Origin of the sequence: Streptomyces sp. NPDC096193 (genome assembly GCF_040302905.1) — a bacterium.
Lineage (GTDB): Bacteria > Actinomycetota > Actinomycetes > Streptomycetales > Streptomycetaceae > Streptomyces.
In genome coordinates this window covers 168478-181385 of sequence record NZ_JBEOSJ010000007.1, presented here as the reverse complement: position 1 = coordinate 181385, position 12908 = coordinate 168478, and the positions used below count along the sequence as shown (strand labels likewise).

General features: G+C 70.9%; 10 protein-coding genes. 7 read left to right on the top strand and 3 right to left on the bottom strand.

What is annotated here, in order from left to right; all coding sequences use genetic code 11:
- Window positions 1-193 precede the first annotated feature (193 nt).
- The gene (locus ABTX78_RS13715) at window positions 194-829 is read right to left on the bottom strand and encodes a MerR family transcriptional regulator (RefSeq protein ID WP_352207069.1); all 636 of its coding nucleotides are present in this window, start codon (window positions 827-829) and stop codon (window positions 194-196) included.
- A 167-nt stretch (window positions 830-996) separates the two neighbouring features.
- Here ABTX78_RS13715 and ABTX78_RS13710 point away from each other — a divergent pair, with 167 nt between their 5' ends.
- From ABTX78_RS13710 to ABTX78_RS13695, 4 genes are all read left to right on the top strand, one after another.
- Window positions 997-2583: a flavin-containing monooxygenase gene (locus ABTX78_RS13710; RefSeq protein ID WP_352206979.1), complete on the top strand. Its 1587-nt coding sequence runs from the start codon at window positions 997-999 to the stop codon at window positions 2581-2583.
- Entirely contained in the window at window positions 2580-3515 is a 936-nt protein-coding gene (locus tag ABTX78_RS13705; RefSeq protein ID WP_352206978.1) for an alpha/beta fold hydrolase, read from the top strand. Before ABTX78_RS13710 ends, ABTX78_RS13705 begins: the two co-directional genes overlap by 4 nt.
- A complete protein-coding gene (locus ABTX78_RS13700; RefSeq protein ID WP_352206977.1) occupies window positions 3512-4393 on the top strand; it encodes an SDR family oxidoreductase in 882 nt (293 codons plus the stop codon). The genes ABTX78_RS13705 and ABTX78_RS13700 overlap by 4 nt, the downstream gene beginning before the upstream one ends.
- A gap of 98 nt (window positions 4394-4491) precedes the next feature.
- Window positions 4492-4770, top strand: coding sequence for a hypothetical protein (locus ABTX78_RS13695; RefSeq protein WP_352206976.1), 279 nt, complete (start codon window positions 4492-4494; stop codon window positions 4768-4770).
- A 93-nt stretch (window positions 4771-4863) separates the two neighbouring features.
- On the opposite strand, the gene ABTX78_RS13690 is transcribed toward ABTX78_RS13695, so the two are convergent.
- On the bottom strand, window positions 4864-8130 hold the full coding sequence (locus tag ABTX78_RS13690; RefSeq protein ID WP_352206975.1) for a S41 family peptidase: 3267 nt from the start codon (window positions 8128-8130) through the stop codon (window positions 4864-4866).
- Window positions 8131-8314: 184 nt separating this feature from the next.
- On the opposite strand from ABTX78_RS13690, the gene ABTX78_RS13685 reads away from it, so the two are divergent.
- Both ABTX78_RS13685 and ABTX78_RS13680 read left to right on the top strand, forming a co-directional pair.
- Window positions 8315-8890, top strand: coding sequence for a TetR/AcrR family transcriptional regulator (locus ABTX78_RS13685; protein ID WP_352206974.1), 576 nt, complete (start codon window positions 8315-8317; stop codon window positions 8888-8890).
- A 143-nt stretch (window positions 8891-9033) separates the two neighbouring features.
- Entirely contained in the window at window positions 9034-11214 is a 2181-nt protein-coding gene (locus ABTX78_RS13680; protein ID WP_352206973.1) for an MMPL family transporter, read from the top strand.
- A 108-nt stretch (window positions 11215-11322) separates the two neighbouring features.
- Here ABTX78_RS13680 and ABTX78_RS13675 read toward each other — a convergent pair whose 3' ends face one another.
- Window positions 11323-11670, bottom strand: coding sequence for an SsgA family sporulation/cell division regulator (locus ABTX78_RS13675; protein WP_352206972.1), 348 nt, complete (start codon window positions 11668-11670; stop codon window positions 11323-11325).
- 158 nt (window positions 11671-11828) lie between these two features.
- On the opposite strand from ABTX78_RS13675, the gene ABTX78_RS13670 reads away from it, so the two are divergent.
- Complete coding sequence (locus tag ABTX78_RS13670; protein WP_352206971.1) at window positions 11829-12908, top strand: energy-coupling factor ABC transporter permease; 1080 nt, start codon at window positions 11829-11831, stop codon at window positions 12906-12908.

The following is a 12908-nucleotide window of genomic DNA, read 5'->3' as shown; positions in this document are numbered from 1 at the left end:
TTCGGCGCGCCCAGGCTGTTCGGCTCAGCGCGGCCCGGCTCAAGGTGCTCTGCGCGCGGCCCGGCTCAAGGTGCTCTGCGCGCCGCCCGGCTCGAACTCCTCAGCGGGGCGGGCGGATCGGGCCCGGCGCGCCGGCGGCTCGGCTCGCTCGGCTCGTTCCGGCCCGGCCTGCGCGCCGCCCCGTCGCCTCGCCTCAGCCCGCCGCCGGACCCGGTGTCTCGCGCAGCCGCCGGTCCAGGGCCATCGACAGTTCCGCATCCACCACGCTCTTGGCCAGCGGGCGCAGTTTCTCCACGTCCGACGCGGCCGTGTGCGCGCTGAGGACCTCCACGAACAGCTCCGCCAGCGCCTCGGCGTGCGTCCGCACCCGGCGGCCGGCGTCCAGCACCGCCGCCAGTGGTACGCCCTCCCGTACCAGCGCCGCCGACACATCCAGCAGGCGGCGGCTGATGTGGACGATCTCGTCGCCGTCCGTGGCGAGATAGCCGAGGTCCAGGGCCGCGGCGAGGTTCTCCGGGGTGACCTCGCCCTCGAAGTAGTCGGCCAGTTCCTCGGGGCTCAGCCGCACCGGTGTCTCCTCGGTGGGTTCGCCGAGACCGAGCACCTCCCCGACGTCCCGTCCGCTCTCGAAGGCGGTGGCGAGGTCGGCTATCCCGTTCAGGGTGTGTCCGCGTTCCAGGAGCGCGGCGATCGTGCGCAGTCTGGCCAGGTGGTGTTCGTCGTACCAGGCGATACGGCCCTCCCGGCGAGGCGGCTGGATCAGCCCGCGCTCGCGGTAGAAGCGCAGGGTGCGCACCGTGATGCCGGCCTCCGAGGCCAGCTCCTCCATGCGGTACTCGCGTACTTCAGCCACAGGGGAAGCCTATGTTGTACCGCCGGTAACTTGTCGCGCCGTACCCCTACCGCTCGGTATGCCGCTGCTCTACTCTCCCAACTGTGCCAGTGATTGCTGGCGCGGTTCGGGGCGGGTTGTGACGTAAAGCGAGAGGCGGCGGCATGGGCCAGGGGAAGCAGGCAGCGCACGCACATGTGCGGGTGGCGGTGATCGGATCCGGGTTCGGCGGCCTGGGAGCCGCTGTCCGGCTGCGCCGCGAGGGGATCACCGACTTCGTGGTCCTGGAGCGGGCGGACTCCGTCGGCGGGACCTGGCGGGACAACAGCTATCCGGGCTGTGCCTGTGACGTGCCCTCGCATCTGTACTCGTTCTCCTTCGCGCCCAACCCCGAGTGGCCGCGCACCTTCTCCGGCCAGGAGCACATCCGCGCCTACCTCGAACACGTCGCGGACACCTTCCACCTGCGTCCCCACCTCCGCCTCGGCCACGAAGTGCGGATGATGACGTGGGACAACGAGAAGCTGCACTGGACGATCGAGACGTCGCAGGGCACTTTCACGGCGGACGTCGTCGTCTCCGCGACCGGACCGCTGTCCGACCCGAAGGTCCCCGACATCCCGGGGCTCGCCGGCTTCCCCGGCCAGGTATTCCACTCCGCCCGCTGGGACCACGACCACGACCTGCGCGGCAAGCGCGTGGCGGTGATCGGGACCGGGGCGTCCGCGATCCAGATCGTCCCCGCCATCCAGCCGGAGGCCGGAAAGCTGACGCTCTTCCAGCGGACCCCGCCGTGGGTGATGCCGCGTGTCGACCGGAAGATCACCGGGGCCGAGCGCTGGCTGCACCGGCAGCTGCCGTTCACCGGGTCCGCGCGGCGCGGACTGCTGTGGGGCATCCGGGAGTTGCAGGTCCAGGCGTTCACCAAGCGGCCGAACGAGCTGGGGCTCGTCGAGTCCCTGGCCAAGGCGAACATCGCCAGGTCCATCAAGGATCCGGCGCTGCGGGCCCGGCTCACCCCGTCGTACCGCATCGGCTGCAAGCGGATCCTGCTGTCGAGCACGTACTACCCGGCCCTGGCCCGGCCCAATGTGGAGGTCGTGGCGTCCGGGCTCGCGGAGGTGCGCGGCTCGACTCTGGTGGCGGCCGACGGCACCGAGACCGAGGCCGACGTGATCATCTTCGGTACCGGATTCCATGTCACCGACCTGCCGATCGCCGAACGGGTCGTCGGGGCGGACGGCATCACGCTCGCGGAGGCGTGGAAGGACGGCATGCAGTCGCTGCGCGGCGCCACCGCCGCCGGTTTCCCCAACTGGATGACGATCATCGGCCCCAACACGGGCCTCGGGAACTCCTCGATGATTCTGATGATCGAGTCCCAGCTCTCCTACATGGCCGACTATCTGCGGCAGTTGCACATCCTCGGCGGACGCAAGGCGCTCACCCCGCGGGCGTCCGCGGTCGGCGCCTGGAACCGCCGGGTGCAGGAGCGGATGAAGCGCACCGTGTGGAACACCGGCGGCTGCACCAGCTGGTACCTCGACGCGAGCGGGCGCAACACCACCATCTGGCCCGGGACGACACGTGAGTTCCGGCAGGCGACGCGGGAGGTGGACCTCGCCGAGTACGAGATCCTGCGGGCGCCTGTGCCCGCCGGTGCGCCGGCGCCCGCCGGCGAAACCGCGGCGACCGGCGTGTCCGGGTCCGCCGGTGACGTCGTGACCGAGCAGCCGGAGGCCGTGCGATGAGCCGCATACCGACCGCGAGCCGCACCCTGACCGCCGTCTCGGCCGACGGATCGCGCATCCACGCCGAGCTGTACGGCCCCGACGGCGCGCCCGCCGTCGTCCTCGCCCACGGCTGGACGTGTTCGACCGAGTTCTGGTCCGCGCAGATCCGGGAGCTGGCCGGTGACTTCCGGGTCGTCGTCTACGACCAGCGCGGCCACGGCCGTACCGCTGCCGCCGCCGTGAGCACGGACGTACTGGCCGACGATCTGGAGGCGGTGCTCACGGCCGCGCTGGCTCCCGGCGAGAAGGCCGTCCTCGTCGGGCACTCGATGGGCGGGATGACGCTGATGGCGGCGGCGGGACGGGCCGCCTTCGCGGAGCACGCCGCCGCGGTCCTGCTGTGCAGCACGGGCAGTTCCCGGCTGGTCGAGGAGTCGCTCGTGCTGCCGATGCGCCGCGGTCCGCTGCGGACCCGGCTCACCGGCATGGTGCTCGGCGCGCGCGCCCCGCTCGGGCCGGTGACGCCCCTGTCCCGGCGGCTCCTCAAGTACGGGACCATGGGGCCGGGCGCCACTCCCGGGCAGGTCAAGGAGTGCGCCCGGATCGTCCACGCCTGCGCGCGGGCCGCACGGGTGGCCTGGTCGCAGGTGCTTGCCGGCCTCGACCTCGACGACGGCGTACGGCAGTTGTCCGTCCCCACCGTCGTGCTGGCGGGCACCGCCGACCGGCTCACGCCGATGGTGCACGCCCGGCGGATCGCCGCCAATCTGCCCGACTGCCGTGAGCTGGTGGAGCTCGACGGCACGGGCCACATGACACCGGTGGAGGCCCCGGCGGCCGTCACCGCGAAGATCCGTGAACTGGCCGGTGCCCATGGGGTCAGCGACTCCTCCGCGGACGCCCAGAGCGCGTCCGGGGACATCAAGAGCGCGAAGGAGGAGGTCGCATGAGCAGGACGAGCCTGGAGGGACAGGTCGCCGTCGTCACCGGCGCCGCCCGCGGCGTGGGTGAGCTGCTGGCCCGCAAGCTGTCGGCGCGCGGCGCGAAGGTCGCCCTGGTGGGCCTGGAGCCCGACGAGTTGAAGAAGGTCTCGGCGCGGCTCCACAGCGAGAGCGACCACTGGTACGCGGACGTCACCGACCACGAGGCGATGGCGCGGGTCGCGCGGGAGGTCAAGGAGCGCTTCGGCAAGGTCGACATCGTCGTCGCCAACGCCGGGGTCGCCGCGGGCGGGCCGTTCATGGACTCCGACCCCGTCGCCTGGCGCCGGGTCATCGAGGTCAATCTGATCGGAAGTGCCGTCACCGCGCGGGCATTTCTGCCGGTCCTCGTGGAGAGTCGCGGCTACCTCCTCCAGATCGCGTCGCTGGCGGCCGTCACACCCGCGCCGATGATGACGGCGTACTGCGCGTCGAAGTCCGGCGTGGAGGCGTTCGCACACAGCCTGCGGGCCGAGGTCGGCTACCGCGGGGTGCGGGTCGGCGTCGCGTATCTGTCCTGGACGGACACCGATCTCGTACGCGGTGCGGACCAGGACGACGTGATGCGCGAACTGCGGCAGCGACTGCCGTGGCCCTCCAACCGCACCTATCCGCTGGGCCCCGCGGTCGACCGCATCGTGGCCGGGATCGAACGGCGCTCCGCGCATGTCTACGGACAGTGGTGGCTGCGCGGAATGCAGTCGCTGCGCGGGTATCTCCCGCCGGTGATCGGGCTCGTGGGACAGCGGGAGATGAAGCGCTTCGAACCGCGTCTGGCCAGTGTTGCCAAGGGCCTTGTGGGTGCCGGAGGGGCGGCCGACGAGGCGGCGCGTACGCAGCGTAGTTGATCGAAATGCGCAGCGTGTCCGTGCGTGCCACGCTGGTCGAGGCCCAGGGGGCACACCAGTCCCCGCTCTCCCTCACACCCCTCTAGGAGTGAACAAGCATGGGCATTCAGGACCAGTTCAAGGACAAGGCGCAGGAGCTCAAGAACCAGGCCAAGCAGGCCCCGGCCGGCGCGAAGGACGAGGCGTCCCAGCGCGGTCAGCAGGGTCAGGAGCGCCGGCGCCCGCAGGGTCAGCAGCAGCCGCAGGAGCGTCGTCGGCCGCAGGGCAACGAGGAGCCGCGCGAGCGGACCTCCCGTGAGGAGCCCATGCGCGAGCGGACGCCCCGCGAGGAGCCCATGCGTGAGCAGCAGAAGTTCGGTCAGGACGACGACGCCTGACGCTGCGCGTGACTGAAGAGGCGCATCCGCGCGAGTGGATGCGCCTCTTGCGTGCCGTGCCCGCCCTCACCCGCGCCCCGGTGTCCAACTGCCTCAGCGGGGCGGGAGCTTGGGGCGGCGGAGGTCCGGCACGGTGTCGTAGCCGGGAGGTTCCGCCGCCGGCCGGCGGGTCAGCATCTCCAGCGCCAGCTGCACGGCGTCGTCCAGCTGGACATGGCGGCCCTCCGCCCAGTCCAGCGGCGAGCGCAAGGCGTCCAGGTCCGGTTCCACCCCGTGGTTCTCGACCGACCAGCCGTAGGCGTCGAACCAGGCCGCGTTCATCGGCACCGTGATCACCGTGCCGTCTCCCAGCCGGTGGCGGCCGGTCATGCCGACCACCCCGCCCCAGGTACGGCTGCCCACCACCGGGCCCAGGTCGAGCAGTTTGAAAGCCGCCGTGATCATGTCGCCGTCCGAAGAGGTCGCCTCGTCGGCCAGCGCGACCACGGGGCCACGCGGCGCGTTGGAGGCGTACGAGACCGGCTGAGCGTCCCGTGTCAGGTCCCAGCCGATGATCTTCCGGGTCAGCTTCTCCACCACCAGCTCGCTGATGTGCCCGCCGGCGTTGCCGCGGACGTCCACGATCAGCGCGGGCCGGGAGACCTCCAGGCGCAGATCGCGGTTGAACTGCGCCCAGCCGGAGCCGCCCATGTCGGGGATGTGGAGGTAGCCGCACTTGTCGCCGCTCAACTCGCGTACGACTTCACGGCGTTTGGCCACCCAGTACTGGTATCGCAGCGGGCGTTCGTCGATCAGCGGCACGATCGCCACCCGGCGCGAGCGTTCCTCGTTGTGGGCCGGGCAGAACGTCAGCTCCACCGTCGTCCCGCCCGCGGCGGCCAGCATCGGGAACGGACCGGTCACCGGGTCCACCGGCCGGCCGTCGACATGCGTGAGGATCTCGCCCTCGCGGATGCCCGTACCGGCGAGCGGGGAACGGGCCTTGGAGTCGGAGGAGTCGCCCGGCAGGATCCGCTTGACCATCCACTGCCCGTCCCGGCAGACCAGGTCCGTGCCCAGCAGGCCCATCGCCCGCTGGTAGTGCGGCGGCCCTTCGTTGCGGCGCGCGGGCGTGACGTAGGCGTGCGAGGTGCCCAGCTCGCCGAGCACCTCGCGCAGCAGATCGGCGAACTCGTCGGGGGAGGCGACCCGCTCGACCAGCGGACGGTACTGGTCGAGCACCGCGTCCCAGTCGATCCCGCACATCTGCGGCTCCCAGAAGTACGCGCGGATGAGCCGGCCGGCCTCGGCGTACGCCTGGCGCCATTCGGACGCCGGGTCCACGTCGTGCTGGATCCTTCGCAGATCCAGGTAGACCGTCGTGTCGCTGTCGCCCGACTCGGTGGCGGGCATGGCCCGCAGGTCGCCGTCGTCGACGACGACCAGCCTGCTTCCGTCGCCGCTGACCGCGAACCAGTCGAGATGGCCGACGAGTTCGGTCTTGCGGGCCTTGGCGATGTCGAAGTGCTCCAGCGTGGGGCGCCCGGAGGTGTCGGCGGGATTGACGAAGGTCTCGCCCAGGGCTCCGGAGATCGGCCAGCGCAGCCAGACGAGTCCGCCGCCGCTGACGGGATACAGCGCCGAGTACTTGGAGGCCGAGACCGGGAAGGGCGTCACCCGGCTCTCCAGTCCCTCGATCTCCACCATGACCGTGCTGGAACCGGCTCCCTCCTCGGGCGGCAGCAGCGAGTCGTCGACGGGGTCGAGACCACCGGCCGCGGGCCGTCCGTCCGGGGACAGCGCGAAGGGCGAGGGCGTGGCCGAGGACAGCGGTACGAGGTAGGGCCTACAGCCCAGCGGGAAGGACAGGTCGCCGGTGTGCACGTCGTACACCGGGTCGAAGCCGCGCCAGGACAGGAACGCGAGATAACGGCCGTCGCTGGTGAAGACCGGATTCTCGTCCTCGAAACGGCCGTTGGTGACATCGACGATCGTGCGGTCCGCGATCCGGGCCAGCTTGATCTGGCGCAGGGAACGGCCGATGCCCGGGTGCGACCAGGTCAGCCATGTCCCGTCGGGGGAGAAGGCCAGATCGCGCACCGGCCCGTTGAGGGACCGGATCAGCTCGGTGGTCCCGCCGTCGGAGTCCTCCGCGGCGTCGAGCAGCAGCAGCCGGCCGTCGTGCGCGGCGACGGCGAGCCGCTCCCCGTCCGGGTCCGACACCATCTCCAGGACCCGGCCGAGCCGGCCGGACGCCAGCCGCCGCGGTTCCCGCTCACCGCTCGCCCGCGGCAGATAGGAGATCTCGACGGCGTCGTCACCCTCCGCGTCGGTGACATAGGCGACCTGACCGCCGGTGCCGAGCATCTCGGGCAGCCGCACGCGTACGCCCGGGGTGTCGGCGATCGTCCGGGCGGGCCCGTCGCGGTGGGTGAGCCAGTACAGACTGCCGCGGACGGTGACGGCGCTGGCCCGGCCCGTCGTGTCGACGGAGATCGAGTCGACGTGGTTGGCGGCCGGCACCTGGTAGGGACGGCGTCCGGCGCGCGGTCCGCCGAGGCGCACCCCCAGCTTGCGGGGCATCCCCTCCGGGCCGAGGTCGTCGACGATCCACAGGTCCCCGGCGCACTGGTACACGACCCGGTGGCCGTCGCTGGAGGCGTGCCGGGCGTAGAACTCGTCGTGGTCGGTGTGGCGCCGCAGATCGCTCCCGTCGGGGAGGCAGGAGTAGAGATTGCCGATGCCCTCGTGGTCGGAGAGGAACGCGATCCGGCCGGAAACGAACATCGGGCAGTCCAGATGCCCGTCGAGATCGGCGAGGAGCCGCCGCCCGTGCAGCCACAGCCGGCCGGTCGCGCCGCCGCGGTAGCGCTTCCACGCGGCCGGCTCGTGCGGCGGCTTGCCGGTGAGCAGCAGGGTGCGCCGCTCTCCCTCCGCGTCGGTGACCGCGATGTGCGCGACGGGCCCCCACGGCAGCTTCGCGCCGGGAGCGCCGTCGGTCGGGACGTTGTACGCCCACGAGAAGTACGAGAACGGCTGGGCGTGCGAGGAGACGGCGAGGATCTGGCCGTCCGGGGTCCAGCCGCACACCCGGGTGTCGGTGGAGCCCCAGTAGCTGAGTCTGCGGGCCGGCCCGCCCTCGACGGGCGCGAGATGGATCTCGGGGTCGAGGCTGCGCCAGGTCGTGTAGGCGATGTGTTGGCCGTCGGGGGAGAAACGGGGATGGCCGACCCGGGTCCGGTCGACGGTGAGCCGCCAGGCCCGTCCCGGCCGCTGTCCCTGTGGCACCAGAGGGGCGATCCACAGATCGTCCTCGGCTGCGAAGCACAGCAAGTCGTCGTGCAGATGCGGGAAACGGAGGTACGCCACGTCGTCGCTCACCTTCCAATGCTTTCCGTGTACAGGGGGCGCGGCAACTCGTGGGGCCGGGTGAATCGGCCGGATCCGCTGTGGCCGGATCCGGTCCGTGATCCACGACACAAGCGAAACGTTGTCGTTTCGCTGAGGGGTGGGGTACCTTCGATGTGTACGAAACCGTTTCGTTCGGATGGATGGGAGGCCGATCATGACCACACGTACTCGGCTCACCCCCGAGCGCGAGGCAGAGCTGTACGAGGCCGTACTGGACCTGCTGCGCGAAGTCGGATACGACGCCCTGACCATGGACGCCGTGGCCACCCGGACCCGATCGAGCAAAGCGACCCTCTACCGTCAGTGGCGCGGCAAGCCCGAACTGGTGGCCACCGCGCTGCGGCACAGCAAGCCGGTGAATGTCGGTGACATCGACACCGGCAGCCTGCGTGGTGACTTCCACGCGATGCTGGATCAGACCGACGACTGCCAGATGGAGAGGGACTCCGCGCTGATGCGGGGTCTCGCCCAGGCCATCCACGGCAACCCCTACCTCCATGAGGCCCTGCGGGAGCTGCTGATCGAGCCCGAGATCACCGGGCTGGACACGCTGCTGCGGCGGGCGGTGGAGCGCGGGGAGGTCAGTGCGGACAACCCCGCGCTGGACTACGTGCCGCACATGCTGGTCGGCGCGTTCGTCGCCCGGCAGATGATCGAGGACCGGATCCCCGACCGGGCCTTTCTCACCCACTACATCGACGCCGTGGTCCTGCCGGCCCTCGGAGTCTGATGCCTCGTCGCCGCCCCACGGCGACTGACGTTCCCCACGTCACCTCTCCCCGCAGCACGACCCGCACCACCTGACGCGCGCCGCTCTCGTCGTCGGGCCGGCTCCCCATGCCCTGTTCACCTCACACACGGGAGTACGCCCTCGTGGCCACGTTCCTCTACAAACTCGGGCGGTCCGCCTTCCGGCGCCGCAAACTCGTCCTGCTGCTGTGGGTCGCTCTCCTCGCGCTCGCCGGAGTCGGCGCGGGCTCCGCGTCCACCGCCACCTCGTCGTCCTTCTCGATACCCGGCACCGAGGCGCAGAAGGCCTTCGACCTGCTGGAAGAGCGGTTCCCCGGGGCCAGCCCCGACGGTGCGACCGCACGTGTCGTCTTCAAGGCCCCGAGCGGCGAGAAGATGACGCAGGCGGACAACAAGGCCGAGGTGAACAAGGCGGTCGCCGACCTCAAGGCCGGCTCCGACCAGATCGCCTCCGTCACCGACCCCTACACCGCGAACGCGGTCTCCAAGGACGGTTCGACGGCCTACGTCTCGGTGACCTACAAGGTCAACGGCATGGAGCTGACCGACGAGACCCGCGAGGCACTGGAGAAGACCGGCCACCAGGCGCAGGGCACCGGACTGACCGTGGAGATCGGCGGCGACGCGCTGCAGACCGTCCCGGAGACCGGCGCGGGCGAGATCATCGGTGTCGCGGTCGCCGCGGTCGTCCTGGTCATCACCTTCGGCTCGCTGGTCGCCGCCGGACTGCCGCTGCTCACCGCGATCATCGGTGTCGGCATCGGCATCTCCACGATCACGGCGCTGGCCAATGTGCTCGACCTCGGCTCCACCACCTCCACGCTGGCGATGATGATCGGCCTCGCGGTCGGCATCGACTACGCCCTCTTCATCGTCTCCCGCTACCGGGCCGAACTCGCCGAGGGGCGTGAGCAGGAGGACGCGGCCGGCCGGGCCGTCGGCACCGCGGGATCCGCTGTCGTCTTCGCGGGCCTGACCGTGGTCATCGCCCTCGTCGGCCTCGCCGTCGTCAACATCCCGATGCTCAGCAAGATGGGCTTCGCCGCGGCGGGCACGGTCGTGATCGCGGTTCTCATCGCGCTCACCCTCATCCCCGCCCTGCTCGGCTTCGCCGGCAAGCGGGTGCTCGGCCGCAAGGCCCGCAAGGGCAAGCCGGCCACCGACAAGCCCAACATGGGCACCCGCTGGTCCCGCTTCGTGCTGCGCCGGCCGGTCATGGTGCTGCTCGCCGGCGTGGTGGGCCTCGGCGCCATCGCCATCCCGGCGGCGTCGCTGGAGATGGGACTGCCCGACGACGGCTCCCAGCCGGTCAGCACCACGCAGCGCAAGGCCTACGACATGCTGTCCGACGGCTTCGGCCCCGGCTTCAACGGGCCGCTGCTGGTGGTCGTCGACGGCGACAAGAACGCCGCCGACCGCACGGTCGAGACGATCAAGGGCCTGGAGGGCGCCGCCGCGGTCACCCCCGCGACGCTCAACAAGGCCGGCGACACCGCGATGATCACGGTCATCCCGAAGGACCGGCCGTCCTCGGTCGCCACCGAGGACCTGGTCCACTCCATTCGCGACTCCAGCGGCGACGACGTGCTCGTCAGCGGTGCCACCGCGATGAACATCGACTTCTCGCAGCGGATGAACGACGCCCTGCTGCCCTATCTCGCCCTCGTCGTGGGACTCGCGTTCCTGCTGCTGATGGTGGTCTTCAGGTCGCTGCTCGTACCGCTGAAGGCGGCCCTCGGCTTCCTGCTCTCCGTCGTCGCGGCACTGGGCGCGGTCGTCGCCGTCTTCCAGTGGGGCTGGCTGGGATCGCTGTTCGGCGTCGAACAGACCGGCCCGATCATGTCGATGATGCCGATCTTCATGGTCGGTGTCGTCTTCGGCCTGGCGATGGACTACGAGGTCTTCCTGGTCACCCGCATGCGGGAGGCGTACGTGCACGGGGAGCGGCCCGGTGCGGCGATCGTCACCGGCTTCCAGCACGGTGCCCGCGTCGTCAGCGCCGCCGCGGTCATCATGATCGCCGTCTTCTCCGGATTCATCGGCTCCAGCGAGCAGATGATCAAGATGATCGGCTTCGGTCTCGCGATCGCGGTGTTCTTCGACGCCTTCGTGGTCCGGATGGCCGTCGTGCCCGCGGTCCTCGCCCTGCTCGGGCACAAGGCCTGGTGGCTGCCGCGCTGGCTGGACCGGCTGCTGCCGAACGTCGACGTCGAGGGCGAGAAGCTTCACAAGCAGCTGACCTCGAAGGACGACGGCGTCAGTCCCGAAGACCCGGACGAGGAGCGCAACCTGGTGCGCGTCTGACTCCGGCACGAGCCCGGGGCTCCGCAGGCGAGCGGCCGTGGGCCCCCCGGTTGCGCGACGGACCCGTGGGGACGGGGGCCGTCGCCGGGGACACGGTGGTCGTGCTCGTCACCCCTGGGGGGCGGGTGCGGCCACCGCGTACGTGTGCCGCAGGAAGCGCATCAGCGCCTTGGAGTCGAACTGCACCACCGCTACGCCGTCCGAGGTATGGAACTCCACGACCGTCTGGACCCGGCCGCACGGCCAGACCTCGACATCGCCGCGACGCACGGGGACGCGCAGCCCCTTCTCCAGCAGCTCGCGGGGGAAGGTCCACTCCCGTCCGTCGGGGAAGGTGAAGCGGACGGACTGCGGCGCGTCGGCCGGTTCGTACCAGAGGGCCACGCGGACCGGCCTGTACTGAGGAGCGTCGGTGACGATGCGTGCCCATGCGTGTTCTTCGACGACGGTGGACATGTGCCGCTCCTCACACTTTGTCTGCTATGCCCTCCAATGTCCCATATTTCTCGGGCGAGGGACTCGATCACCAGTTGTGACCCGTCCGCTCTTGCAAGTCGTTCGCAACAGGGCACTATCATTGAACAGTTATTCACCTGTCCGGAGCGGAGCCCGCTATGCATGTCCCCGACGGATTCATCAACGCCCCGGTGTCGGTGGCCGCCGGTGTCGCCGCCGCAGGCGCGGTCGCCGTCAGCCTCCGCGGCGCCCGCCGTGAGCTGGGCGGATCCTCCCTCGCAATGAGCGGCGCCGAGCGCACCGCACCGCTGGCGGGCCTCGTCGCCGCCTTCATATTTGCCGTACAGATGCTCAACTTTCCCGTCGCGGCCGGCACCAGCGGACATCTGCTGGGGGGCGCGCTCGCCGCGATACTCGTCGGTCCCTGGACCGGTGTCCTCTGCGTAGCCGTCGTTCTGCTGATGCAGGGCGTGCTCTTCGCGGACGGCGGCCTCACCGCGCTCGGCGTGAACATCACCGTCATGGGCGTGGTCACGGTCCTCGTCGCCTACGGGCTGTTCCGCGGACTGCTGGCGGTCCTGCCGCGCACGCGCCGCTCGGTCACCGCCGCCTCCTTCGTCGCCGCGCTGATCTCCGTGCCGGCCGCCGCCGCGGCCTTCACCCTGATCTATGCGATCGGCGGCACCACCGACGTACCCATCGGCAAGGTCCTCACCGCGATGGTCGGCGTCCATGTCCTCATCGGCATCGGCGAGGCCGTGATCACCATGCTCACCGTCGGCGCCGTCATCGCCGTCCGCCCCGACCTGGTCCACGGCGCCCGCGGCCTGAGCACCCCGCTCAAGCTCCGCGTCGGCGGCGAACTGGTCGACGCCGAGCCCGCCGCCCCCGAGCCGGTCGCCGCGCGGTCGCCGCGCAGGGTCTGGCTGGCCGGTCTCGCCACCGCCGTCGTCCTCGCCGGCTTCGGGTCCTTCTACGCCTCCGCCAGCCCCGACGGCCTGGAGAAGGTCGCCGCCGACAAGGGCATCGACCAGAAGGTCGAGGAGCACACCGCCGCCGACTCCCCGCTCGCCGACTACGCGGTCGCGGACGTCTCCAACGCCCGGATCTCCGGCGGTCTCGCGGGCGTCATCGGCGTCGGCTCGACCGTCGTGGTGGGCAGCGGCATCTTCTACCTCGTCGTGCGCCGCCGCCGGGCCGCCGAGTCCGAGGCCACCCGCGTCCCCGGCTCCGTCTGA